The organism is Polynucleobacter sp. 71A-WALBACH (assembly GCF_018882365.1).
Classification (GTDB): domain Bacteria; phylum Pseudomonadota; class Gammaproteobacteria; order Burkholderiales; family Burkholderiaceae; genus Polynucleobacter.
The window spans coordinates 188,392-214,455 of record NZ_JACVOP010000003.1; the positions used below are offsets into that span (position 1 = coordinate 188,392).

Here is a 26,064-nt window from a genome sequence, read left to right on the forward strand (position 1 = left end):
CTCTCGGGGCTTTTCTTTTCTAGTAAATGATGGAAGATAGCTTTTTAATGGGCTTTCTTTTTCACTGGTGGTAAATCGGTGCAATGGCCAAGAGCAGCCTCTGCAGCCAAACCAACAGACTCGCCTAAGGTTGGATGTGGATGAATCGTTTTACTGATATCTACCGCATCAGCTCCCATCTCAATCGCAAGGCACACTTCGCCAATTAAATCACCAGCATGCGTACCCACAATACCGCCACCAATAATGCGCTTACTTGTAGCATCGAAAATTAGTTTTGTGAAACCTTCATCACGGCCATTGGCAATTGCTCTACCGCTGGCTGCCCATGGGAATAAACCTTTTTCGTAAGCGATGCCTTGGGCTTTGCACTGCTCTTCTGTCAAACCAGCCCATGCTACTTCTGGATCAGTGTAGGCAACCGATGGAATTTGCTTGGCATCGAAGCAGGATTTTTCACCAGCAGCTACTTCAGCCGCAACGTGACCTTCATGTACTGCCTTATGAGCAAGCATAGGTTGACCGACGATATCGCCAATCGCAAAGATATTTTGCACGTTAGTACGCATTTGATTGTCGACCGCGATAAAGCCCCGCTCATCTACCATCACGCCCGCAGCAGATGCATCAATCTTTTTGCCGTTAGGTGTGCGCCCTACTGCAACCAAAACCAAATCATAAGTCTGAGGTTCTGCTGGAGCATTCTCACCCTCAAAGCTAACCTGAATACCATCTGCCTTTACTTCGGCTTTAGAGGCACGAGTCTTGAGCATGATCTTTTCAAAACGGCCGGCATTAAATTTCTCCCATACCTTTTCTAAATCACGATCTGCACCTGCCATTAGGCCATCCATCATTTCGGCAATATCAATACGGGAACCTAAGGTGCTGTAGACGGTAGCCATCTCCAGACCAATAATGCCGCCGCCAATCACCAACATGCGCTTTGGAATACTCTTAAGCAATAGAGCACCAGTACTATCTACAATGCGCGGGTCCTCTGGTAAGAATGGCAACTTCACTGGCTGGCTTCCTGCCGCAATAATCGCCTTCTGAAAACGGATCACTTCTTTTTGACCGTCCAAATCTTGACCATCACCTTTGGTGAGTTCCACCTCTACGTGATTTGCATCCAAGAAGCGGCCTAATCCTCGCACTACTGAAACTTTACGCGCCTTAGCCATACTAGCCAACCCACCGGTTAACTTTGCGATGACCGAATCTTTGTAGCCGCGTAGCTGATCGATTTCAATTTTGGGAGCGCCATAGCTAATACCATGCTTAGACATTGTTTTAACTTCATCCATTACCGCAGTTGTATGAAGCAATGCTTTTGAAGGAATGCAACCCACATTTAAGCAAACACCACCCAATGTCGCGTAACGCTCCACCAAAATAGTGCTCATACCCAAATCTGCGCTACGGAATGCAGCGCTATAACCGCCCGGGCCAGCACCCAATACGAGCACTTCACACTCGTGGTCAACTTTGCCGCTATATTGACCAGCAATTGGCGCACTGATTACAGGGGCTGCTACTGGAGCAGGGATTGGAGCTGAAGATGCCGCAGGTGCTGAAGCTTGAGGCGTAGCTGCTACTCCCACTTCAATTTCAGCAACGACACTGCCCTTGCTCACCTTGTCACCATTCTTAACGGAAATACTCAGAACGGTACCAGCCGCATCAGCTGGAACTTCCATGGTTGCTTTGTCTGACTCAAGAACGAGTAGTGGCTGTTCTTTTTCAATGACATCACCTACCTTGATGAGCACCTCAATGACTGGTACATCTGAATAATCACCAATATCCGGAACGAGAATAATTTGCTTAGCCATATCTTTTCCTTATAGTGCTGCGCGACGGAAGTCGGACATCAGCTGAGCAATATAGACATTAAATCGTGTTGCCAAAGCACCATCAATCACGCGATGGTCAGCACTTAATGACAACGGGCAAATTAAGCGCGGCACAAATTGCTTGCCATCCCAAACAGGTTTCATGGCAGCTTTGCTGACGCCCAGAATAGCTACCTCAGGTGCATTAACGATAGGTGAAAAATACGTACCACCAATACCGCCTAAAGAAGAGATAGTGAAGCTTGCGCCCTGCATTTGGTCTGGCTTTAATTTACCATCGCGAGCTAGCGCGGCCAACTCTGAAGTTTCGCGCGCAAGCTCAAAGATGCCTTTTTTATCTGCATCCCGAATGACTGGAACTACTAAGCCATTTGGCGTATCGGCTGCAAAAGCTATGTTGAAGTACTTCTTCAACACCAAGTCATCGCCATCAATAGAGCTGTTGAACTCAGGGAACTTTTTGAGAGCAGCCACAGCAGCTTTCATTAGGAAAGCCAACATGGTGATTTTGAGGCCCTGCTTTTCATTCTCTTTGTTAGTCAGAACTCGAAATGCTTCAAGATCGGTAATGTCCGCATCCTCGTGATAAGTCACGGCAGGAATCATGACCCAGTTGCGACCTAGGTTTGCTGCAGTTAACTTCTTAATCCGGTTTAAGGGCTGACGCTCTGTCTCGCCAAATTTAGAGAAGTCGACTTTTGGCCATGGAATTAAATTGAGGCCGCCCAAGCTTCCACCAGAAGCGTTTGATCCACCGCCTGCTCCACCACTCATGGCAGCCTTGACAAAGGCCTGTACGTCTTCCTGAGTAATTCTGCCTTTAGGGCCTGAACCTTTAACTTGATGAACAGCAACGCCAAGCTCACGCGCAAACTTACGCACCGAAGGACTAGCATGACTTGCTGTTGGATCTACATCAACCGGAGTGTTACTTACAGGCGGTGGTGCTGGCGCACGCACAATCGGTGGCTCCACTTTTGTAGCTGGGGCTGGATTTGCGACTGCGACAGACTCTGTTTTTGCAGCAACTGGAGCTACATCTGCAGCCGCAGCGGCCCCACTCTCTTCAAGCACAAGAACAATAGCGCCTTCTGAAATCGAGTCACCCACCTTAACCTTGACCTCTTTCACCACACCAGAGTGTGATGAGGGAACATCCATAGTGGCCTTATCTGATTCCAGAACAACAATAGACTGTTCTTTCTCAACTCGGTCACCGGCCTTTACTAAGACTTCAATGACAGGCACATCTTTGTAATCCCCAATATCCGGGACTTTTATATCAATTAATTGGCTCATAGTATCTGTCTCTGATCAAACCGTCATGGGGTTTGGTTTAGTGATGTCGATTTCGTATTTATTAATCGCTTCGGCTAGCTTTTGACGATCTAATTGGCCAGCATCAACCAAAGAGCGTAAAGCAGTTAGTACAACCCAGCGACGATCTACTTCAAAGAAATCACGTAATTTTTCGCGCGTATCGGAACGACCAAAACCATCAGTTCCCAACACTTCGAAACGACGACCCATATGCTGAATCGCAGGACGAATTTGTTCCGCAAATAAACGGACATAGTCAGTAGCCGCAATCACTGGACCGACAGTGTCTTTGAGGCACTTCTCTACATGAGATAGAGCCGGTGCTGCCGTTGGATTAAGGAGATTATTGCGATGGACTGCAGTCCAATCACGACCTAACTCAGTAAAGCTTGGGCAACCCCAGAGATCAGAAGCAACGCCCCAATCTTTATGCAGGATTTCAGCAGCTTCAATCACTTCACGGAAAATCGTGCCTGAACCTAATAGCTGTACTCGTAATTTCGCATTGGCATCGCCAACCGACTTGAGCTTGTACATCCCCTTAATAATGTCCTGTTCCGCACCCTTTGGCATGGCTGGATGGGCGTAGTTCTCATTCATCAAGGTGATGTAGTAATACACATCCTCTTGTTCCGCCAGCATGCGACGCATACCATCTTGAATCACTACGGCCACTTCAAATGAGAATGAAGGGTCATAGCTGATGCAATTTGGAATAGCAGCGCTCCACACTTGACTGTGGCCATCTTCATGCTGAAGGCCTTCGCCGTTTAGAGTGGTTCTACCAGCAGTACCACCCAACAAGAAGCCACGGCTACGCATATCACCAGCAGCCCAACAGAGATCTCCAATACGCTGGAAACCAAACATGGAGTAGAAGATGTAGAAAGGCAACATCGGGACGCCATGGGTTGAGTATGAAGTTGCGGCGGCGATCCAGTCGCACATGCCACCCGCTTCATTGATACCTTCTTGCAAAATCTGACCAGTCTTATCCTCTTTGTAGAACATCAATTGATCATGATCTTCTGGAGTGTAAAGCTGACCTAACTGATTCCAAATACCTAATTGGCGGAACATACCTTCCATACCAAAAGTACGAGACTCGTCTGGAACAATCGGAACCACCCTCTTACCCAAAACCTTGTCGCGCACAATCGTATTCAGGATACGAACAAAGGCCATGGTTGTAGAGATTTCACGGCCTTCAGTAGTTGCTTCCAATAATGGTGTGAATACATCCAGCGCAGGTACCGGCAAGCTCTCAGCCTTCATGCGACGTTGTGGCAAGTAACCGCCCAACTCTTGACGTCTCGCTTTCATGTACTCAAGCTCTGGACTACCTTCGGCAAAATTCACTAAAGGCATTTCATCTAGCTGCTCATCTTTTACTGGAATCTCAAAACGATCACGGAAACGACGGACATCATCCGCATTCATCTTCTTAGCTTGGTGAGCAATATTCATCGCCTCACCCGAGCCGCCCATACCGTAACCTTTAATGGTGTGAGCCAAAATAACTGTCGGTTGATTCTTATGATTTACAGCTGAATGAAAAGCAGCAAATACTTTATGGGGATCATGGCCGCCACGATTTAGCTGCCAAATTTCATCGTCACTCCAATCGCTGACCAAAGCTTTTAACTCGGGAGTATTAAATACAGTCTCGCGAACGTAAGCACCATTTTTGGCCTTCATGGTTTGGTACTGACCATCCACGATTTCGCCAAGGCGCTGCATCAAAATGCCTTTTTTATCGCGTGCGAACAAGGCATCCCAATGACCGCCCCAAACCACTTTAATAACGTTCCAACCAGCACCACGGAACTCACCCTCAAGCTCTTGAATAATCTTGCCGTTACCGCGCACAGGACCATCAAGACGTTGTAAGTTGCAATTCACTACGAAAATCAAGTTGTCTAATTTTTCACGGCCAGCCATACCAATAGCGCCAAGTGATTCTGGCTCATCGGTCTCACCGTCGCCTAGGAAAGCCCAGACCTTACGGCCTTCAGCTTTAATAAATCCGCGATCCTGCATGTAGCGCATAAAGCGCGCCTGATAAATAGCCATGATTGGACCAAGGCCCATAGATACTGTTGGGAACTGCCAAAAATCGGGCATCAACCAAGGATGCGGGTAGCTAGAGATACCATTGCCGCCAACTTCTTGACGGAAATTATTCAGCTGATCTTCAGACAAGCGTCCGAGCATATAAGCACGGGCGTAAACACCTGGCGCGGAATGTCCCTGAACAAAGATAAGGTCGCCGCCATGCTCTGGAGATGGTGCATGCCAGAAATGGTTGAAGCCGACATCATACAAAGTGGCTGCCGATTGAAAAGAAGATATATGTCCACCAACATTCGTATCTTTATTAGCACGCAAGACCATAGCCATTGCATTCCAACGAGTGTATGAGCGAATCCGATGTTCTACGTTTTGATCTCCAGGTAAGCGCGCTTGCTGCTCAACTGGAATCGTATTGATGTAGGGAGTTTCCGCATGGAAGGGTTGATTAACCCCATTGACTCGCGCATGAGAAATTTGCTGATCAATGAGGTAGGCCGCACGCTCTGGGCCCTCATTACGAATGACGCCATCTAGCGCCTGCAACCACTCTTGGGTTTCACCGGGATCCGCATCTTGCTTACCTGCGCTACCCAAAATTTGATCTGGAACTGCTGCCATAAACTGCCTCCATTAGTCACATCGGTCTTATTTATTCACTCTATAGGCAATATTCTAGGAAGGTCTATGGGTGTAAACAAGCAATTTTCCACATAATGATAGTATTTCTCACTATGTGATATTTTGTTGCATTGCAAATTAGAGCGTCAATTAATGCAAATAGAGTAAATAAAGCTACCCATGAGGCAAAATAAGCGGATTACATGAAAAAAATCGCATTTTCAATCTGGCAGCTCAAGCCTGTGAAGTGGCTCCGTCGAATACGGGGTTTTAAGCTTGTCTACACCCCTTTGATAGCGATTGTGCTTTTTACCGTAGTCATGGGCGTCATCATGGGTACCCTGCAGCTTCAAGAAAAAAGCCAACAAGAAGCTGCATTATTCAGAGAGCTTTCATTTGCGAAGCAACGCATCCAATTGCGTTTTGCAAACAATACGGATGTATTGCAATCGATCGGGCGAGACTACGTTAGCGCAGGAGACTCTGCGAAATTAAAAGAAAATGCCATTATTCAGGCAGAGAACCTCCTCCAAAGTAATCATGAGATGGCCCAAATTGTTTGGATTAATGAAACAAATCAGCGCCAATGGAGGATTCCAGCAGATAACCTGAAAACCGATTGGTTTAATAAAGTGAATAATGCTGGGGCTATTAATCAGGCATTGAGAAAAACCCTTGAGCTCAGCACTGCAACCAATAGACCTGCATTCAGTCAATTCATTGCGCTTGAAGTTCCTAGTGACGAGGTAATCTCAAAAGAAATTCGGAATGTATTTTGGCAAACAGTCCCTCAAATTTCTGGTAACGAAATTAAAGGTATGGTGGCTGTCTTGTATACAACCCAAGGCATGCTTGAGATGATCCCAGGCGAACTCAAAGGTCAATACCGCTTCACCTTAATCACTGATGACGATAAGGTCTTAGCAATTTCATCTGATAAGAACACGCCTAAACGCGCCTTTAGTAATCAAACTAGTTTGGACATTGGGGTCCTAAGCCCTAATCTGAGTTTGCGGATTGATACCTACCCACCTGCTACCAATTTAACTTTCAGAATGTTAATTGGTGTGGTGCTTGGCTTGAGCGCATTTGTGGTTTGGAGTTTATGGTCCGTCTTAAAGCAAATGCAGGTGCGTCAAGAAGCAGAAGCCAACTTACGCGCTGAAACTAATTTCCGTAGCGCCATGGAAAACTCTACTCCAGTAGGTATTCGTGCGCATGATATGAATAAGGCGATCACCTATGTCAATCCTGCATTTTGTGAAATGACAGGCTGGACGGCCACAGAATTAATTGGTCAAAATCCACCCTTTGCCTTCTGGCCCGAAGGTAAGAGGGATGAGCTTACCGAAAAGATGAATAAGGCTCTCAAGACTGCATTGAGCCAAGAAAAGAAAATTGGTATTGAGGGCTCCATTCTGCACCGCAATGGATCCATCATCCAGACTCGAACTTTTATCTCGCCATTAATTAATGAAAATGGCAAACAAACGGGCTGGGTAACCTCGTTAATTGATATTTCTGAGCCGAAGAAAATTCGTGAAGAATTAGCTGCGTCACAAGAACGTTTCGTTACTGTTTTAGAAGGTTTGGATGCTGCCGTTTCCGTAGTCTCGAATGAAACTGGAGAGTTGCTGTTTGCAAATCGCTTTTATCGTGAACGATTTGGCAATTCGGCTAAAGGACATTTTGAATTAGCTGGTGGCAACATTGTTCAGAACACGATGCAAGAATTAACCGAGGGTTCTGCTGATCTTACGCCGGGCATTCCACCTTCTTCTCTTTATCAAGAATCAGAGTCAGAAGAAATTCAGCTTCTTGACGAATCCACCGGCACCTCAAAATGGTATGAGGTACGTCGTCGCTTTGTTCCTTGGGTTGATGGGCAATTAGCACAACTCTTAATTGCAACAGATATTACGATTCGTATCGAAGCGGATGATTTAGCGCGGCAACAAGATGAACGCATGCAATTTGCTAGTCGTCTCACGACCATGGGTGAAATGGCCTCCTCCTTGGCTCACGAATTAAACCAGCCGCTTGCCGCAATTTCAAACTACTGCATGGGTGTTGCAAAAAGATTGCAGGGCAATTTAGATCCCACCTTGCAAAAAGATATCCTCCCGGCGCTAGAAAAAGCTTCTGATCAGGCACATAGAGCCGGTACTATTATTCAGCGGATCAGGGGATTCGTGAAACGGAGCGAGCCTCAGCGTAAATCTTGTGACATCTCCGAAATCATTAACGATGCTGTTGGCCTCGTTGAGATTGAAGCGCATCGTCATCGACTGAGCATTAGCTCTCATATTGCCGAGAACCTACCAATGGTAGATTTAGATCCAGTCCTTATTCTTCAGGTTCTGGTTAACCTCCTGAAGAACTCTCTGGATAGCGTAAGGGAGGTTTACCCCCTCTCCTCCAGATGGTCAGCACCTCCAGTCAAGATTTCAGCTGACTTGGATACAAGCACCTTCCCAGCCATGCTGCGCATTCAAGTTACCGATACAGGTGCTGGAATTGCAGATTCGGTAATTGAGCGAATGTTTGAGCCCTTTTTCAGCACTAAAAATGATGGCATGGGCATGGGATTGAATATCTGCAGGTCCATTATTGAATCCCACCAGGGTCGACTTTGGGCCAAAAATCAGATGGATACAGAGCAAACTAAGCTTTCCGGCTGCACCTTTACAATATTGCTACCCCTGGAGAGTCCAGGATCTAAGAGTAATATTTAACTTTCGTGTTTTGATTTACCTGTGAGAACTAATATGAACGTCAGCACCGCTAGCAAACCCAACCAAGCCGAAGTGGTTTATGTAGTCGATGATGATGAGGCGGTTCGCGACTCCCTCACCTGGCTTCTCGAAAGTAATGGCTATGTCGTTCGTTGCCACGCTAGTGCGGAACGCTTTTTGCAATCCCTGCAAAGCACAGATAAATCAACCATCTCTTGCGCCATCCTCGACGTCCGCATGTCAGGCATGTCAGGTCTCGAATTACAAGAACGCTTGATCAGTGAAAACCTGCCAATGCCAGTTGCCTTCATTACTGGTCACGGCGATGTCTCTATGGCAGTTTCTACAATGAAACGTGGCGCAGTGGATTTCATTGAAAAGCCTTTTAAAGAAAATGATCTCTGTGGTTTAGTCGATCGCATGCTTGCAAAAGCGCGCATTGATTACTCACAAGCAAGTCAACGCAAGATTACTCAGAGTCTCTTAAGCAAACTGACTGGTCGTGAGCGTCAAGTGCTTGAGCGTATTGTTGCTGGTCGCCTAAACAAACAAATTGCGGATGATCTAGGTATCTCCATTAAAACTGTAGAGGCTCACCGCGCCAACATCATGGAAAAGCTGAACGTCAATACCGTTGCAGACCTCCTTCGCTTAGCGCTATCAGATCCACAACCTAATTAATTTCTCATGCCTGCACAGCTACTCGACGGCGTCGCCCTATCTAAAAAAATACGCACTGAAATTGCCGCGCGTGGCGCAATAGTTACCGCCAAAGGTGTGAGGCCTGGTTTAGCGGTGATTGTTGTTGGCGAGAATCCTGCTAGCCAGGTTTATGTCAGAAATAAAGTGAAGGCCTGTGAAGATGTGGGCTTTCATTCTGTGCTTGAGCGCTACTCAGTGGATTTGGGTGAAGAAGAATTACTTGCTCGCATTGCGACACTCAATGCTGATCCTTCGATCCACGGCATCTTAGTTCAACTCCCTCTTCCAGAACATATTGCAGCTGAGCGTGTATTAGAAGCAATTGCACCAGAAAAAGATGTCGATGGTTTTCACGTAGCCAATGCAGGCGCCTTAATGGTTGGTCAACCCGAATTCAAGCCCTGCACACCCTATGGCTGCATGAAGATCCTCGAGAGTATTGAATACCCCATTCGTGGTGCGCGTGCAGTGATCGTTGGGGCCTCTAATATTGTTGGCAAGCCAATGGCGATGCTCTTGCTTCAAGCGGGGGCTACTGTCACTATTTGCAATAGCAAAACGCGTGACTTAGCGCATCACACTAAAGATGCCGATATTTTGGTAGTTGCCACCGGTAAACCCAAAATGATTACTGGTGACATGGTGAAGCATGGTGCCGTTGTCATTGACGTGGGTATTAATCGTATGCCTGATGGTAAGCTGTGTGGCGATGTGGATTTTGATGCTGCCCAATACGTTGCTGGTTGGATTACTCCCGTACCAGGAGGCGTAGGGCCGATGACTATCACGATGCTCCTGATGAATACCCTAGAGGCAGCTGAAAAAGCAGCTAAACCATCCAACTAATCGCTTTACAAATCCGCCTAGTTGGCAAAATTTTCCTCCGTCCATTAAGCTATAGGGATGACTACATCAACATTCCCAAAGCCTTCTACTGAACTCCAAAAGAATCCACTAATCTCTTTCGGAAGAGGCATTTGCGACTACTCCGAAGTAAAGCCTTCTGACATTGCGCCTGCAATTGATTTTCTACTAGAACAAGCTCAACATGCTGTAGATCATGCGGTTGACCCAACTACTCCTGCAAAATGGAATGACCTAGTGGAATCTCTCGAGGATGCTACTGAATCTTTAGGTAGATCTTGGGGGGTCATCCCCCACCTCAATAGTGTTGCAGATACCCCAGAACTTCGAGCAGCCTATGGCGAGATGATGCCCAAGGTCACTGCATTCTTCTCTAGCTTAGGTCAAAATTTAGCGCTGTACCAAAAATTCAAAGCTCTTAATCAGAGCGCTGGTTTTGCAAAGCTATCTACCGCACAAAAAAAGGTCATTGAAAACTCATTAAGAGATTTTCGCCTGGGTGGCGCAGAGCTTCCCGATTCACAAAAGCCCCGCTTCGCAGCAATTCAAGATGAACAAGCGCTATTAGGTAAAGCATTTTCAGATCATGTATTAGATGCAACAGATGGATTCATTCATGTAGTTCACGATCTGACCGAGCTAACAGGATTGCCAGAAGATGCTATCGCTGCAGCGTCCGATCTGGCTAGGCAGAAGAATCTTCAAGGATGGGCATTTTCATTACACTTTCCGTCCTACTATCCAGTCATGCAGTATGCAGAAAATCGGTCACTGCGTCGTCTCATGTATGAGGCCTATGTGACCCGAGCTTCAGAACTAGCGCCACAATACGCCAAAGGCAAGCTCGATTGGGACAATACACAAAACATGCTTGAGCAACTTCGTTTACGAGATGAAGAAGCCCATATGCTTGGACTGGCTAATTATGCCGCTTTAAGTATCACCCCCAAGATGGCTAGTAGCGTCGAAGAAGTTGATCTCTTTCTAACTGATTTCGCCCGCAAGTCAAAACCCTTTGCACAGCGTGACTGGGATGAACTTGGTGAGTTTGCTAAAACTGAACTTGGAATTGCTGATGGAATTCAGCCTTGGGACACTGCATTTGCTGCGGAACGCTTAAAGCAGGCACGTTACGCCTTTTCTGAAAATGAGCTCAAGCAATATTTCCCGCTTCCAAAAGTATTGGAGGGATTATTTGGCGTGATTCAAACTCTTTTCGAAGTGCAGATTAAGAAAGCAGACTTACCAACCTGGCATCAGGATGTGCAATCTTTCTCCGTCAGCAATGCCGCGGGACATGTCCTGGCCTACTTCTATTTAGACCCTTATGCCCGCCCTGGGAAACGTGGTGGAGCCTGGATGGATGATGCGCGAGGTCGTCGCGAACTGCCTAATGGAGAAATTCAAATACCAGTTGCTTATCTAGTATGTAACTTTGCTCCCCCTGTCACAGTGGATGGTGAGTTACGCCAACCCACCATCACCCATGATGATGTGATTACGCTCTTTCATGAGAGCGGACATGGCTTGCATCACCTCTTAACCCAAGTTACCGCCTTAGGTGTCTCTGGCATTAACGGCGTCGAGTGGGATGCCGTGGAATTGCCGAGTCAATTCATGGAAAACTTCTGCTGGGAATGGGAAGTGCTTGAAAAAATGACAGCCCATGCGGAAACAGGCAAGCCGTTACCCCGTGAGCTCTTTGAAAAGATGCTAGCTGCAAAAAACTTCCAAAATGGCCTAATGACCTTACGTCAAATTGTGATGTCTTTAACGGACTGGAGATTGCATTCACGCTTTGATGCAAAATCCGCTCAGGGCCAAGCAGTGCTCAATGTATCTCGAGAAATCGCCGCAGAATTTAATGTGATCCCGCAACCGGAGATCTCTCGCTGGATTAATACCTTTAGCCATATCTTCGCTGGCGGGTATGCGGCTGGATACTACAGTTACAAGTGGGCAGAGGTTCTATCTGCAGATGCCTATGCTGCTTTTGAAGAGGCGGCAAAGTTGACTGGTAGTGTTTTAGATGCGGAAACTGGAAAGCGCTATCGCACAGAAATTTTAGAAGTTGGAGGCAGCCGCCCTGCTGCGGAATCCTTTAGGGCATTTAGAGGCAGGGAACCAAACGTAGACGCATTGCTACGTCATGGTGGTTTAAGTGCTCCAGCCTAGTTAGGCTTTAATTTCCGCAATCACGGGGGCGTGATCCGAAGGCTGCTCCCAAGTACGAGGCTCTTTATCGATCAGACTCGCACTGCATTTTTCTTTGAGTGCAGCGCTTAGTAGGATGTGATCAATTCGCATTCCAGCATTACGTCTAAAGCCCATCATTCGGTAGTCCCACCAGCTAAACGATTTAGGCGCCTGTTCGAACATTCGATAAGAATCTGTCAATCCTAAATTTAATAGCTGCTGAAATGCTGCTCTCTCTGGTGGCGACACCAGATTCTGACCAATCCACTTGGCAGGATCATGGACATCTTCATCACTCGGTGCGATATTGAAATCACCTAAAAGAGCTAAACGACTATTTTGGGCCAGCTCTTCTTTTAACCAATTTTCCAGGGCTTTGAGCCATCCCAATTTATAAATAAACTTGTCGCTATCAGGAGACTGGCCATTGGGGAAGTAAGCCGATACCAGACGAATGGGTTGCATTCCTTTAAAGCAGATCGTGGCCGCCAAGATGCGCTGCTGTTCATCTGTAGTGCCAGGAATATTTCTAATCGGCTTTAGAAAAGTGGTTTCATAATCTGTTGCAATTGGGGCTAAGGCAGCGCGACGCACAATGATGGCGACACCGTTATAAGTCTTTTGACCAGCAGCAATACTGATATATCCCGCTTCCTCAAGCTCTTTATGCGGGTATTTATCATCTGTGATCTTGAGCTCCTGAAGACAAAGCGCATCAATAGGCTTATTTGCCCGCTCTTGATCCTGCAGCCATTTCAGGGCATGGGGTAAGCGTACCTTGAGAGAATTCACATTCCAGGCAGCTATCCTTACCGACTCAACCATCAATACCGAGCTCCTGCAATTTACGAGTAATCGTGTTTCGACCAATGCCAAGACGCTGCGCCGCTTCAACGCGTCTTCCGCGAGTAACCTCTAATGCAGCTTGCAGTACTGCTTTTTCAAACTTAGAGCATAGAACGTCATACACCTCAGCGTCACCATCTTGCAGCATCTTGACTGCTAAGCGCCCTAAACCGCTCTCCCAATCCACGGAAGCACCCCTAGCTGGAACTTGAGCCGAAGGATTGGATTCACCTTGTAATAAGACTGGATGCTCTCCTGCCTCGGCCAAAATATCGGCAGGCAAATCACTTACCCCAATCACGTTCGAAGGAGTCATCACTGTTAACCAGTGACAAAGATTTTCAAGTTGGCGCACGTTACCAGGAAAAGGCATGCCGCTAATTTCCTTTAAGACATCATCGGATAGTTTTTTAGGCTCGACTCCCAAAGACTTTGCACAAGACAACATGAAATGCCGAGCTAGTACCGGGATATCTTCGGCGCGTTCACGCACTGGCGGCATCCGCAAACGAATCACATTTAAGCGATGCAATAAATCTTCACGGAAAGCTCCCGCGGCAACTCGAGCCTCTAAATTTTGGTGGGTCGAAGCAATAATGCGTACGTTCGCCTTAATTGGATCCTGACCGCCAACGCGATAGAAATGGCCATCGGTTAAGGCGCGTAATAGCCTGGTCTGAAGATCAAATGGGATATCGCCGATTTCATCTAAAAATAAAGTGCCGCCATCTGCCTGCTCAAAACGCCCACGACGTAAAGTCAAGGCTCCAGGAAATGCACCGCGCTCATGACCAAATAATTCTGATTCTAATAAATCCTTAGGAACTGCAGCGGTACTGAAGGCCATAAAGGGGCCTTTAGCGCGAGGACTATGCTTATGCAACGCTTGTGCCACCAGCTCTTTACCCGTGCCAGATTCGCCAGTAATTAAGACTGTTGAGTGAGACTGGGCCAAGCGTCCAATAGCCCTAAAGACTTCTTGCATTGCTGGAGCTTGACCGATGATCTCGGTTGAATCTTGTCTCCAACCATTCATCTCTTTATTGCCGGATTGGTTGCGCTCACTCTGCTCCATTGCGCGACGAATTAACTCGATAGCCTTGTCGATATCAAATGGCTTGGTGAGGTACTCAAAAGCACCACCCTGAAAAGACGAAACAGCTGAATCTAAATCAGAGTACGCAGTCATGATGATGACTGGCAAAAGTGGATGAGTTTCTTTTACGTTTTGCAAAAGATCCAATCCATTACCGCGCGGCATCCGAATATCAGAAATCAACACTTGCGGAGCATCCTTCTCCAGTGCATTGAGCACGTCATTGGGATTAGAAAAACTCTTATGAGGAATATTCTCGCGAGTAAGCGCTTTCTCAAGCACCCAACGAATAGATTGATCATCGTCCACGATCCATACGGGTTTCATAATGCTTTCTCCTGCCTACGGTAAGGAATTTGAATATGGAAATCGGTTCGCCCAGGACGGCTGTCACAAGCGATAAAACCTTGATGCTGCTGCACAAAAGTTTGAGCTAAGGTGAGGCCAAGACCGCTGCCCCCATCTCTGCCTGAAACTAATGGAAAGAAAATGCGCTCACGTATATCTTCCGGAATACCTGGGCCGTTATCAATCACGTGTAAATCCATCGCCATCTTGTAACGCTGCCGAGAGATGGTGACCGAGCGGGCTACCCTCGTCTTCAATTCAATTTGAGCAATGCCTTGGTGTATTTCTTCTGAAAGAGCTTGAGCGGCATTGTGGGCGATATTCAAGACCGCTTGAATCAACTGCTCCCTATCACCCAAAACCTCGGGAAGACTGGTGTCGTAGTTACGGATAATCCGCAAGCCTTTCGGAAACTCTGCCAAGACCAAACTGCGAACACGCTCTAAGGCCTCATGGACATTAAACGATTCCATGGCGTGCGCTTTACGATGTGGCGCTAATAATCTATCAACTAAGTTCTGCAGTCGATCCGATTCTTTGATAATGACCTGAGTGTATTCACGTAAGCCTTTCTCTGGAAGTTCAAACTCCAGCAGTTGAGCTGCGCCCCGAATACCACCCAAAGGATTTTTAATTTCATGCGCTAAGTTACGCATTAGCTGTTTATTTGCTTCTACTTGCTGAGTTACACGCTCATCGCGCTCACTTCGTAACTGCTGATCAATCGGGAACCATTCCATCATGATGAGGGTTGGGTCTTCAAGACTCGCGACCACCACGTGTGCAGGAATCGACTCCTGATGAATGCTACCTGGCAAAGAATGCAAGACCATCTCTTGGCGTTGAGCAGGGAAGTGCCCTGCCTTTACCTCTTCAATCATGTGATTTAAGGATTCACTAGACCCAAATAGGTCGCGCACAGACTGACCCTCAAGTGATTTTCGTGAAAGATCCAGCGCAGACTCTGCAGCGGGGTTCACATAAACCAATTGTTGGGTCTCAGCCTCAAATACCACGATGGCATTAGGCATCTGATCAAGCAATGTCGGAAAAAAAGGAGCAGCCGAAGCTGCCCCTTTGAACGAATTGCGCAACAGACCTGCGCTCAACATGTCTCCTTCGCTTACAGGGAGTAGTACATATCGAATTCGATCGGATGAGTCGTCATACGGAAACGTGTGACATCTTCCATCTTCAAAGCGATATATGCGTCGATCATAGAGTCAGTAAAGACACCGCCACGAGTCAAGAACTCACGGTCTTTGTTCAAAGCTTCTAATGCCTCTTCCAAGCTTGCACAAACGGTTGGGATCTTTGCATCTTCTTCTGGTGGCAAGTCATACAAATTCTTGTCAGCAGCTTCACCTGGGTGAATCTTATTCTGAACACCATCTAAACCTGCCATCATCAAAGCAGCGAAGCAGAGGTATGGATTGGCCAATGGATCAGGGAAGCGAGTTTCGATACGACGACCCTTAGGACTAGAAACGTGTGGAATACGAATCGAAGCAGAACGGTTACGTGCAGAGTAAGCCAACTTCACCGGAGCCTCAAAACCTGGGACCAAACGCTTGTATGAGTTTGTGCCTGGGTTAGTAATCGCATTCAATGCTTTAGCGTGCTTGATGATGCCGCCGATGTAGAACAATGCGAACTCTGACAAACCAGCGTAGCCGTTACCAGCAAACAAGTTCTCGCCGTTTTTCCAAATAGATTGGTGAACGTGCATACCAGAGCCGTTGTCGCCAACGATAGGCTTAGGCATGAATGTCGCTGTCTTGCCGTAAGCGTGAGCTACGTTTTGAATAACGTACTTCTGCCAGATAGTCCAGTCAGCGCGCTCTACCAATGTGCTAAATCTTGTACCCAATTCGTTTTGACCTTGGCCAGCAACTTCATGGTGATGCACTTCGACAGGAATACCTAGGGATTCGAGAATCAAACACATTTCAGAACGCATGTCGTGGAATGTATCGACTGGAGCAACTGGGAAGTACCCGCCTTTTTTACCTGGACGGTGACCAGGATTACCACCTTCGATTTCAGCAGCTGAAGACCATGGAGCCTCTTCAGAATCCACCTTAACGAAACAACCCTGCATATCGGCACCCCAACGGACACCGTCAAAAATAAAGAACTCTGGCTCTGGACCAAAATAGGCTGTATCGCCTAAGCCAGTGCTTTTCAAATAAGACTCAGCACGCTTAGCAATAGAGCGTGGGTCACGGTCATAACCTTTACCATCTGAAGGCTCGATCACATCACATGTGATCACCAATGTTGGCTCTTCATAGAATGGGTCGATGTAGCAAGCTGTTGGATCTGGCATCAACAACATGTCAGAAGCTTCAATACCTTTCCAGCCAGCAATAGAGGAACCGTCAAACGCATGACCGCTCTCAAATTTGTCTTCGTCAAAATGGGAAATAGGTACTGTTGTGTGCTGCTCTTTACCCTTTGTATCCACAAAGCGGAAATCAACGAAAGTACATTCTTTCTCTTTAACCAACTTCATCACATCAGCGACGGTCTTCGTCATGCAAATCTCCTCTATTAACTAAATTCGGAATACAAACCTAAGGTGTACACCCTTGTTCATTCCAGGCATCAAATATGCCCTTGGGATGTATCTAATTTACTGAAGCAAACAAACGGGAACAGTCATTATTGCACTAATTAAGTGCTGAAATACCCCTCAAAACCCTTAAAAATACTATTTTTGCACCATATTAGTGCTTATTCTGGTCTAGCAATATCGTGAATTTCATAACCCAAGGCCTCGGTACCAGTACGTAGCGCAATCCAAGCACTTTCCAATAGATTTGCATTGCCCTTAATACCCAGCTCTATGTGACGTTCAGCGTAAACACCGCCCTTAGAAGGGTCGCCAACTGATGGAAGGCTAAAGACCTTCACCCCAGGGAAATTCGCCTCTATACGCTCCATTAATGGCGTTAAGGTCGACTCAATACCCTTAGGAACAATGAAACTCTGCTCAGCCCAGTTTTCACGATGAAATAGGTTTTGATAATGCGTATCAAGACACCAGGCCATCATCGGCGCAGCCATCACTGGAAAACCTGGGACAAAGTAATGCTCCAGAACAGAAAAGCCTGGGATCTGGTTATAGGGGTTCGGAATAATGTCGCTGCCAAGAGGAAATTCACCCATCTTGAAGCGATGTTGATTTTCAGGAGTATTCAGGTCTGCTTTAATCGGATCACCCTCAGCCATCGACTGAATACGCCCAGCAATCAATTCTTGTGCAGTTGGATGCAATTCAGTTTTGGTACCCAGGGCTAAAGCCGCGCACTGTCTTGTATGGTCGTCAGGAGTGGCACCAATGCCACCAGTACTAAAAACGACATCACCACTCGCAAAGCTGTCTTTTAGAGTTGCCGTAATTTGCGCAGGATCATCCGCTACATATTTAGCCCAAGATAGACTTAGACCCCGATCATTCAATAGCTCAATTAATTTGCTCAGGTGCTTATCTTGACGTCGACCAGATAGAATTTCATCGCCAATCACAATCAAACCAAAACGGCGTGCCTTGACTTCGGGCGCATCAATAGAAACTTCTTTTACTGCATCAACCATGGTACGGGAGCTCCATATCAATTACACGCGCCTCAATATTTAGAGACTGATCTAACTCGTTTCTGCGCAACTCTTTTAACGCCTCTAGCAAATAATGTGTAAACCACAGCGCCGCAAATACAAAGATTAAAGAGTAAATCCAAAGGGCAACAAAACTCACAATAGGAAATAAGACGAGGGCTAAAGCCGAAGTTGCCCAGAAGAACGTGGGTACAGCCCCCAGCATGCCCGAAACAATGCCCATGGATAATAGCGGCCAACGATGTTGATGCAAAAGCGTATCGCGCTCTTCTGAGGTAGCGTGCTGCGCCAGGACGTCATAAGACATCAAACGCATCGTTAACCAACCCCAAAGCAATGGCGGCAGGACCGCTACCAATGGTGGTATCCACCATACTGGCAAAGTCAACATCACCAAGGCTAAACAGATTAGGGCCGACCAAATCGTATAGACGAAGCTACCAAAAAAACTACCGCCCTTTTTTCGCTCAAGATCTTTGTAAGCGTGCTGTCGTGTAACCACTTTTACGATCGCCGGCACTGTTGTAAAGGCGATGAATACCAATAAACTGATCGAGATCAATGGAATCAATAGCATTACAAAAAAGAGTGGCGCGATCCAGGCGCGGGCATTTTCAAAGCCGGCCCAAATCAAGCCATCCTGTATCCAGCTGGTAAAGATGGATGTAGTCAGGAAGATACTGAGCATCTCTAACGCTGGCGTCCACGTTAACCAAATTAAGCAGCCCCACAAAACCGAGACAATCAAAAAGGGACGAAAACTCAACCACATCATTTTGGGATGCATCGTGCCGACTAAAGCTAAGCCAAAAGACTTAAATACTTGCTGCATGCTATCCATAGTTTTCCATTGCCACTAAGTGAACTGCTAGTTTTTATTTTGTCTTGGGAAGAATTTCACGAGCTGAGTGAACGAGGCCCTGCCACTGCTGCTGCAATACATTGGTTGAAACAGCCAAATCCCTAACGCCAGTAGGATGAACATCCTTTGGGAAAATCGCAGTATTAAATAGCATGTCCCACCACGGAAATAAGACCCCAAAATTACATCCGCCTAAAACACCTGGTTTACCTTTGGCTTCATGACCATAACCTACCGCATGATGCATCCGGTGATACATCGGCGATACCAATAGGTACTTAAAAGCGCCAAGATGGATCTTCAGATTGGCGTGTTGCCAACTTTGAATGAATTGACTAAAGACCACCAGCAAAATAAATTGACCTGGCGAGACACCAAAAAGTAGCGCGAAGAATGCAAATACCACCGCATGCATGATGCTATCCAAAATATGGTTACGATCATCAGACCAGGCAGTCATAACAGTTTGACTGTGGTGCAGAGCATGTAGCTGCCACCACCAATTAAAGGTGTGTGATGCACGGTGATATACGTACTCTACAAAATCTAAGAGTATGAAATAAATACAAAAACTCACGAGCGGAATGGAAGTCACCGATGGCCACCAAGATTCAACATTCAGCCGGTTAAAGCGAAAGTCATGCAAGACCGAGTCAATCTGGAAGAAAAATCCCGATAAGGCGAGAAAGATCAAACCGTGAAAGATGCCTAGGCGATGAAACAAGGTATAGACAATATCTGCCTTAGATGTTTTAGCAAATCGCTCCTGAATCTCTGCTGGAGCAAATCTTTCCCAGGTACGCAAAATGACAGCAATCAATAGGATCTGAATACAACCAAATAAAAACCAATCGATACCATCAAAAACATCCTCTGCCATCGACATGAGATCGAATTGGTACAAAATCGGACCCGCCACATTGGCGAACAAGAATTCTTGAACGCTGGCGTAGGCGGAGGCGATAGTGGCTAAAAAGGGATTGGAATCCATGCTTCTAATTGTGACTTATTTATCCTGTTTTGGCAGAGTGGCAAAACAAAAGCCACGCCCCTTCAAATTGATAATGAGCTGCTCTAAAACGGCGGGAGCCCAAGGCTCCTTACGCGACCAAATCCCCAGATGGGCCATGGTGATGTCGCCGTCCTGAATCTGGCTACTCGCCTTATCTAACAGCATTTGATTGGGGTGACTCCGGGAGCTTAGCTCATCACCCAAAAATCCTGCTGGACTCCAGCCAAAGTGTTGATAGCCGCACTGACTTCCCATCTTGATGGAGCGGGGAGAGGTTTTTCCGCCTGGAGCACGCCAAATTTTTTGTATGTTGGTTGCGGTTAGCTCTTTAAAGCGATCTTCGACACGTCTGATTTCTCGACAATAGGCCGCCTCGTTGTAGAGGGTAGTCACCCCTGCCTTTGGCCCAAATTGCGGCTTTACAAAAATTTCTCCACTTGGGCCATCTTTGACAAAGTAAACATGATCATAGATATGGCTACCAAAATGATGTCCTTCGCGTACGCGATCCTGCCAATAGTACCTCCAAGAGTCATCCAAAGAAAAATCGCCTCGGCTTGTTTTTTCATTTGCCAGAAAAAATGTGGCTTTGATCTTTTGACGATTCAAAATATCAGCAACAGTCTGAGCTACAGACATATTGCCAGTATCGAAAGTGAGATAAACCGTTTTCTTGCAATTGGCCTCTTCAGCAAAAACTGACGATGAAGATATCGCCACAACAATCAGTACAGCTAATTTTGCAAGCGATGCTGTCAATTGCATTATCTGAATTATTCCCAACCAGCGCGTGGTGTAAAGAAAACTCCATGCGGAGATTTACCCACAGGGATCACCGTTACCAACTTCATTGATGGAATATCAATCACTCCAGCCTTTTTAGAGAAGCGGAATGTAACCCACATGGTTTTTCCATCGGGCGTAATTTCCATATCGTCTGGACCTGCAGGTAAGCCAGTGATATCGCCAACCTTTTCTAGGGTTTGCATATTGAGCAAGCTGATGGTTGACGCAATCCGATTGCTTACAAACACATGCTTCTTATCGCCCAATGGACGGAAGTTATGCGCACCCTTCCCAGTAAAGATCCGCTTTACTTCTTTGCGATTCTTCCAATCGATTACCTGGACATTATCTTCGCCAGTAATACCTACAAGCAGGTTCTGGTCACCAGGAGTCATCCAAACACCAGCAGGCACTTTACCTGTAGGCATTTTCCAAATCACCGTCTGTGTATCTAAGTCGATTGCCGCTAATTCATTGGAGTCTTGCAAAGTAATGAATGCAATTTTGCTATCTGCTGTAAATGCCACGTGACTTGGTGTCTTACCTAACTTGATGGATTTGGCTAGCTTAAGATCTGCGCCCTGCGCATGATAAACATCCACCCTATCCAAACGATTGCCGTTGGCGATAAACCACTTATGGTTTGGCGAATAGCCAATTTGGTATGGATCAATAATCTCTGGGATCTTGCCTGTCAACTCGCCGCTGACGGGATTCATCAGCACAACATCATTACCCGCTGCATTTGCAATCAGTAGCGTTTTTTGATCTGGCGTCATCATTAAGTGATGGGGCTCTTTACCAACTGGGACAGTTTTGATTACTTTTCGGCTAGGCATATCAATCAAGCTCACCGATGCCTCGCCAGAGTTCAAGACGATCGCCAGCTTTGGTTCTGCTGCGGAACTGGGTGATGGCGCTGTTTGAGCAAAAACGGTAGTTTGTGATCCGATTAAGGCAAAAGCAGCTAGAGCTGAAATAGTGCCAAATTTGGCTTTACTGAAATAAGTGTGCATAACCGACATTGTAAGCAATTGATGCTCCGATGTAGGCCCTTAACTAGTAGCCTATTTGACTTAGCGCAAGCTGGCTAGGACCTTTTCAAGGCGCTTTAACGACATTGGGGTTGGGGTCTTTAGCTCCTGGGCATACAAGGCTACCCGCAATTCTTCAAGCTGCCAGCGAAAATCCACCAAGGCCTGGTCTTCGCTCATGTCGTAAGTAGCTGATCCACGACTAGCCTGAACGAGTTTTTGCCAGGGCCGAGCAACAGACTCCCAATCCTTTTGACACTGCGCATCTCGGCTGGGGTTGGCTCTCAATTTATCAATGCGCATAGCAATTGCTTTAAGGTAGCGAGGGAAATGGACTAACTGACCATATGGCGTGCTTGAAACAAACTTTTCAAATATCAACCCCTGAACCTGATTCTGAATATCCGCATAGGCAGTCACTGAGGCTGCCTTTGCTTGAGCCAGCTTTTTTTGCAGATCCGCATGAGCCTGTAATGCTGCCAATGCATGCTTTGAAATCTCTTGGGCAATTAATGCCAAGCGTGGTTTTCCTGCTTGCAGGCGCTCCGCAAATTGTTCTGCATTGGCTGGCAATGGGTCATTCATAAAAGCTCGCTCTAAAGCAAGATTGAGAATTTGCTCAATCAAACTATCGACTGATCCCACATTAATAAAGAGTAAGCCGAGCTCTCGGATTCCAGGTAGTTGTTTTTGTAGCGCCTTGAGTGTGTCTTTATTCGATAAGGAAAATAGTCTACGTAATCCCTGCCAGTGATGTTTACGAGCTTCCATCAAATCGTCGAACACCTCAAGATCACAGGATTCGGTACGATCCACCAGTGCGGGATAGCCAAACAAAGTGCGATTACCTTTTTGAATCTCCAGAGTTTCGGGTAATTCACCAAAATCCCAAGTTCGATATCCACCCTGCTCTACATTTTTTATGCCAGATCCACTGGCGCCTAGATTCGTCTTGGATGCTGGATTTGAGGCGCTAGCTGGAATATCGGCGCCAAGCTCTTCTTGAACTGCTTGTTGCGCAATGGCCTGAAATGCTGTTCGGGCAGTTTCACCATATTCAGCACGCAATCGCGCTAAATTACGCTCCAACTCAAGCTGGCGACCGTGCTCATCCACTAAGCGGAAATTCATAGAAGAATGTAACGGCAGAGATTCTGGCCTGAAATCGGTGCGTTTAATTTCTAAGCCACGCTCTTTGCGAATATCAGTAATCAAAGCATCCAGAAAGTCACCAACCCCAAATTGCTTTTCCGTCAGCATGCGCTCTAAAAATGATTTTGCATACTCAGGCAATGGCACGCAGTGTCGGCGCAATTTCTGAGGAAGTGATTTAAGTAAAAGCTGCACCTTCTCCTCGCACATGCCTGGAACTAGCCATTCACAACGGCGACCATCAACCTGATTCAACAGGGTTAAGGGAACTACGAGAGTCACCCCATCTTTAGGGCTGCCCGGTTCAAAGTGGTAAGTCAAGCTGAGTTCGCCTCCACCCACCATCATTTTTTTAGGGTAGCGATCCACCGTAATACCGGCAGCTTCGTGGCGCATTAAATCCGCTTTAGCTAAACGTAGGAGACCGTCAGCCGACTCTTCATTAGCGCCTTCGCTCTTAGATGCCTTCTTTAGCCAAGTCCTCATGCCCTCTCTACTGAGAACCTCTTTAGGGATACGTGAATCGTAAAAAGCAAATAAGAGATCATCATCCACCAAGACATCGGGACGGCGTGAGCGATGCTCTAAAGCCTCAACCTCTTTAATCAGTCTGCGGTTATGCCAGAAGAATTCAAAACTACCAGGATATTTTTTTCTAGCGTCAGCCTCAGTCTCCCGAATCAATGCCGGAGTATCCATGCGGCCAAACATTTCTTCCTGGACTAAAGCCTGCTTAATAAATAACTCGCGCGCATCTTCTGGATTGTGCGGTTCATAACGCACTCGACGCCCGTGATAAATCGGTAAGCCATATAAAGTACCGCGCTCAAAGGCCATCACTTCACCTTGACGACTATCCCAAAATGGATCGCTCAGGGATTTAATCAGACGGTGGCCGGCAACCTTCTCGACCCACTGAGGTTCGATCTTTGCAATCGTGCGGGCATACATCCGATTGGTCTCTAATAGTTCACCAGCCAAAATCCAAGCGCCTGCCTTCTTACCAATGGTTGATCCTGGCCAAATAAAGGGACGAATGCCCCGTGCGCCGATATAACCGCCAGTCTTGCTGCCACGCTCTTGAGATTTTTCATCCTCTTCTTTTTTGGCAACATAACCTAGGAGGCCCGTTAATAAAGAGAGATGGACTTGCTCATAAGTAGCAGCTGATGGATTATCCTTCCAGCCCTTTTCACCCAGCATCGTATGGAGTTGGCCGTGAACATCGCGCCACTCACGTAAGCGTCTTGGAGATAAAAATTTACTTCGGCATAAGTTCTCTAATTGGCGGTTGCTGTGCTTGTGCTGCAAAGCATCTTGATACCAATCCCATAATTTGACGAAGCTCAAGAACTCCGAACGCTCATCCGCAAACTGCAGGTGGGCTTGATCAGCAGCGGCAGCCTGATCTATAGGTCGATCACGGGGATCTTGCGTAGCTAAGGCGGAAGCAATGATGGTGACTTCACGCAAGGCGTTTTGCTCTTTAGCGGCCAAGAGCATGCGCCCAATTCGGGGATCCAGCGGCAGGTCTGCTAATTGCTTGCCTGTAGGGGTGAGCTTGAAGCTGTTATTAATATCTTTGTTATCACCAGCAGAGACCTCGTCATAGACGATAGCGCCTAACTCATCTAGCAACTGCACACCATCGGCAATCGCTCGACCTAGGGGCTTATCAATAAATGGGAATTCTTGAATTCTCGGTAAACGCAGGGAAGTCATGCGAAGCAGCACCGCTGCTAGTGAGCTTCGCAGAATTTCAGGATCAGTAAATTTAGGACGATTTAAATAGTCTTGCTCGCTATACAAGCGAATACAAATACCGTCTGATACACGACCGCAACGACCCGCCCGTTGGTTAGCAGCGGCCTGAGATATGGGCTCGATCTGAAGTTGCTCTACTTTATTGCGATAGGAGTAGCGCTTTACGCGTGCCAAACCGCTATCGACTACATAGCGAATATTGGGCACTGTTAATGAAGTCTCGGCAACGTTCGTTGTCAAAATGATGCGTCGTCCATTGCCGGGATTAAAAACGCGTTCCTGTTCCGCAACCGATTGACGAGCAAATAGACTCAAAATTTCAGGATGAAAGCGTTGCTGGAGTACATGATCTTTTCTCAGAGCTTCAGCGCAATCCCGAATCTCTCGTTCTCCGGGCAAGAAGACCAACACATCTCCAGCGCCTGAAGCACCCTCGCGCCATGCACTGGCGATCGCCTCCGCTACCGCATCCGGAATTTCCTTAGCCTCTTTAGATTCTTTTTTTCCATCTGGCTTGACATCAGGCTCTAGTGGTTCATACCGCTGCTCAACCGGGAAAAGTCGCCCACTCACCTCAATTACAGGAGCAGGCTTGCCATTCAATGTGAAATGGTCAGAAAAACGCTTAGCGTCAATCGTGGCTGAGGTAATGATCAGCTTGAGGTCTGGGCGCTTGGGTAGCAACTGACGAAGGTAGCCCAATAGAAAATCAATATTGAGGCTACGTTCATGCGCCTCATCAATGATGAGCGTGTCATAGGCGCGCAGCTGAGGATCTCGCTGGGTTTCAGCCAACAAGATGCCATCGGTCATTAACTTAATAGAGGCGCCCTGACTGGTCTTATCTGCGAAGCGGACTTGATACCCGACGTCTTGACCGATTGGAGTCCCTAGCTCCTGGGCTATGCGCTTCGCTGTGGCTGTCGCAGCGATACGGCGAGGCTGTGTATGTCCAATAAGCCGACCGCCGTTCATGGTGCCTCTACCGAGGTCCAAACAGATCTTAGGTAATTGGGTTGTTTTGCCTGAACCAGTCTCGCCACAGACGATCACCACCTGGTGTGAGCTCAAAGCATCTTTGATGATCTGGCGTTGACCTGAAACTGGCAACTCCTCCGGAAAGCGAATTTCTAACCGTCGAGGGGTGTTGGAAGCAGGCACAGTCGCAGGGCTTGCTTT

17 protein-coding genes are annotated in these 26,064 nt (G+C 46.9%); 4 read left to right on the forward strand and 13 right to left on the reverse strand.

Translation table 11 applies throughout. The features are described from left to right. Nucleotides 1-44: 44 nt before the first annotated feature. The 3 genes from lpdA to aceE are packed head-to-tail and all read right to left on the reverse strand — an operon-like array spanning nucleotide 45 to nucleotide 5,867. Nucleotides 45-1,835, reverse strand: coding sequence for a dihydrolipoyl dehydrogenase (lpdA, locus tag ICN42_RS10250; protein ID WP_216254282.1), 1,791 nt, complete (start codon nucleotides 1,833-1,835; stop codon nucleotides 45-47). Between the two features lie 9 nt (nucleotides 1,836-1,844). After that, complete coding sequence (gene aceF / locus ICN42_RS10255; RefSeq protein WP_216254286.1) at nucleotides 1,845-3,155, reverse strand: dihydrolipoyllysine-residue acetyltransferase; 1,311 nt, start codon at nucleotides 3,153-3,155, stop codon at nucleotides 1,845-1,847. Between the two features lie 15 nt (nucleotides 3,156-3,170). Continuing rightward, nucleotides 3,171-5,867 (reverse strand): pyruvate dehydrogenase (acetyl-transferring), homodimeric type, encoded by a 2,697-nt coding sequence (gene aceE, locus ICN42_RS10260; RefSeq protein ID WP_216254289.1) that lies wholly within the window; start codon nucleotides 5,865-5,867, stop codon nucleotides 3,171-3,173. Nucleotides 5,868-6,070: 203 nt separating this feature from the next. Between aceE and ICN42_RS10265 the strand changes: the two genes are divergently transcribed. Genes ICN42_RS10265 through ICN42_RS10280 form a run of 4 tightly spaced genes read left to right on the forward strand, consistent with a single transcriptional unit; the run spans nucleotide 6,071 to nucleotide 12,343 of the window. Continuing rightward, nucleotides 6,071-8,602: a PAS domain S-box protein gene (locus ICN42_RS10265; protein WP_216254292.1), complete on the forward strand. Its 2,532-nt coding sequence runs from the start codon at nucleotides 6,071-6,073 to the stop codon at nucleotides 8,600-8,602. A 33-nt stretch (nucleotides 8,603-8,635) separates the two neighbouring features. Beyond that, nucleotides 8,636-9,283, forward strand: coding sequence for a response regulator transcription factor (locus tag ICN42_RS10270; RefSeq protein WP_216254295.1), 648 nt, complete (start codon nucleotides 8,636-8,638; stop codon nucleotides 9,281-9,283). Between the two features lie 6 nt (nucleotides 9,284-9,289). After that, nucleotides 9,290-10,150 carry a bifunctional methylenetetrahydrofolate dehydrogenase/methenyltetrahydrofolate cyclohydrolase FolD gene (folD, locus tag ICN42_RS10275; RefSeq protein ID WP_216254298.1) on the forward strand — a complete coding sequence of 287 codons (861 nt, stop codon included), beginning with the start codon at nucleotides 9,290-9,292 and terminating at the stop codon, nucleotides 10,148-10,150. A 57-nt stretch (nucleotides 10,151-10,207) separates the two neighbouring features. Continuing rightward, nucleotides 10,208-12,343, forward strand: coding sequence for a M3 family metallopeptidase (locus tag ICN42_RS10280; protein WP_216254301.1), 2,136 nt, complete (start codon nucleotides 10,208-10,210; stop codon nucleotides 12,341-12,343). On the opposite strand, the gene xth is transcribed toward ICN42_RS10280, so the two are convergent. From xth to hrpA, 10 genes are all read right to left on the reverse strand, one after another. Continuing rightward, on the reverse strand, nucleotides 12,344-13,189 hold the full coding sequence (gene xth / locus ICN42_RS10285; protein ID WP_216254553.1) for an exodeoxyribonuclease III: 846 nt from the start codon (nucleotides 13,187-13,189) through the stop codon (nucleotides 12,344-12,346). After that, entirely contained in the window at nucleotides 13,182-14,633 is a 1,452-nt protein-coding gene (gene ntrC / locus ICN42_RS10290; RefSeq protein WP_216254304.1) for a nitrogen regulation protein NR(I), read from the reverse strand. The genes xth and ntrC overlap by 8 nt, the downstream gene beginning before the upstream one ends. Continuing rightward, on the reverse strand, nucleotides 14,630-15,751 hold the full coding sequence (glnL, locus tag ICN42_RS10295; RefSeq protein WP_370626032.1) for a nitrogen regulation protein NR(II): 1,122 nt from the start codon (nucleotides 15,749-15,751) through the stop codon (nucleotides 14,630-14,632). The genes ntrC and glnL overlap by 4 nt, the downstream gene beginning before the upstream one ends. A 26-nt stretch (nucleotides 15,752-15,777) precedes the next feature. Continuing rightward, nucleotides 15,778-17,193: a type I glutamate--ammonia ligase gene (glnA, locus tag ICN42_RS10300; protein WP_216254310.1), complete on the reverse strand. Its 1,416-nt coding sequence runs from the start codon at nucleotides 17,191-17,193 to the stop codon at nucleotides 15,778-15,780. 197 nt (nucleotides 17,194-17,390) lie between these two features. Continuing rightward, nucleotides 17,391-18,254, reverse strand: a complete 864-nt coding sequence (locus tag ICN42_RS10305; RefSeq protein ID WP_216254313.1) for a molybdopterin-binding protein — start codon at nucleotides 18,252-18,254, stop codon at nucleotides 17,391-17,393. After that, nucleotides 18,247-19,107 carry an EI24 domain-containing protein gene (locus tag ICN42_RS10310; RefSeq protein ID WP_255539356.1) on the reverse strand — a complete coding sequence of 287 codons (861 nt, stop codon included), beginning with the start codon at nucleotides 19,105-19,107 and terminating at the stop codon, nucleotides 18,247-18,249. Before ICN42_RS10310 ends, ICN42_RS10305 begins: the two co-directional genes overlap by 8 nt. 43 nt (nucleotides 19,108-19,150) lie before the next feature. After that, nucleotides 19,151-20,128, reverse strand: coding sequence for a sterol desaturase family protein (locus ICN42_RS10315; protein WP_216254319.1), 978 nt, complete (start codon nucleotides 20,126-20,128; stop codon nucleotides 19,151-19,153). 15 nt (nucleotides 20,129-20,143) lie between these two features. Beyond that, complete coding sequence (locus ICN42_RS10320; RefSeq protein WP_216254324.1) at nucleotides 20,144-20,914, reverse strand: polysaccharide deacetylase family protein; 771 nt, start codon at nucleotides 20,912-20,914, stop codon at nucleotides 20,144-20,146. Nucleotides 20,915-20,922: 8 nt separating this feature from the next. Continuing rightward, complete coding sequence (locus tag ICN42_RS10325; RefSeq protein ID WP_216254326.1) at nucleotides 20,923-21,951, reverse strand: cytochrome D1 domain-containing protein; 1,029 nt, start codon at nucleotides 21,949-21,951, stop codon at nucleotides 20,923-20,925. A gap of 60 nt (nucleotides 21,952-22,011) precedes the next feature. Next, on the reverse strand, nucleotides 22,012-26,046 hold the full coding sequence (gene hrpA / locus ICN42_RS10330) for an ATP-dependent RNA helicase HrpA (RefSeq protein ID WP_216254329.1): 4,035 nt from the start codon (nucleotides 26,044-26,046) through the stop codon (nucleotides 22,012-22,014). Between the last annotated feature and the right edge of the window lie 18 nt (nucleotides 26,047-26,064).

Coding starts and splice junctions, on each gene's coding strand:
- lpdA (WP_216254282.1), bottom strand. CDS start 1,835: ATGGCTAAGCAAATTATTCTCGTTCCGGATATTGGTGATTATTCAGAT.
- aceF (WP_216254286.1), bottom strand. CDS start 3,155: ATGAGCCAATTAATTGATATAAAAGTCCCGGATATTGGGGATTACAAA.
- aceE (WP_216254289.1), bottom strand. CDS start 5,867: ATGGCAGCAGTTCCAGATCAAATTTTGGGTAGCGCAGGTAAGCAAGAT.
- ICN42_RS10265 (WP_216254292.1), top strand. CDS start 6,071: ATGAAAAAAATCGCATTTTCAATCTGGCAGCTCAAGCCTGTGAAGTGG.
- ICN42_RS10270 (WP_216254295.1), top strand. CDS start 8,636: ATGAACGTCAGCACCGCTAGCAAACCCAACCAAGCCGAAGTGGTTTAT.
- folD (WP_216254298.1), top strand. CDS start 9,290: ATGCCTGCACAGCTACTCGACGGCGTCGCCCTATCTAAAAAAATACGC.
- ICN42_RS10280 (WP_216254301.1), top strand. CDS start 10,208: ATGACTACATCAACATTCCCAAAGCCTTCTACTGAACTCCAAAAGAAT.
- xth (WP_216254553.1), bottom strand. CDS start 13,189: ATGGTTGAGTCGGTAAGGATAGCTGCCTGGAATGTGAATTCTCTCAAG.
- ntrC (WP_216254304.1), bottom strand. CDS start 14,633: ATGAAACCCGTATGGATCGTGGACGATGATCAATCTATTCGTTGGGTG.
- glnA (WP_216254310.1), bottom strand. CDS start 17,193: ATGACGAAGACCGTCGCTGATGTGATGAAGTTGGTTAAAGAGAAAGAA.
- ICN42_RS10305 (WP_216254313.1), bottom strand. CDS start 18,254: ATGGTTGATGCAGTAAAAGAAGTTTCTATTGATGCGCCCGAAGTCAAG.
- ICN42_RS10310 (WP_255539356.1), bottom strand. CDS start 19,107: ATGCAGCAAGTATTTAAGTCTTTTGGCTTAGCTTTAGTCGGCACGATG.
- ICN42_RS10315 (WP_216254319.1), bottom strand. CDS start 20,128: ATGGATTCCAATCCCTTTTTAGCCACTATCGCCTCCGCCTACGCCAGC.
- ICN42_RS10320 (WP_216254324.1), bottom strand. CDS start 20,914: ATGCAATTGACAGCATCGCTTGCAAAATTAGCTGTACTGATTGTTGTG.
- ICN42_RS10325 (WP_216254326.1), bottom strand. CDS start 21,951: ATGCACACTTATTTCAGTAAAGCCAAATTTGGCACTATTTCAGCTCTA.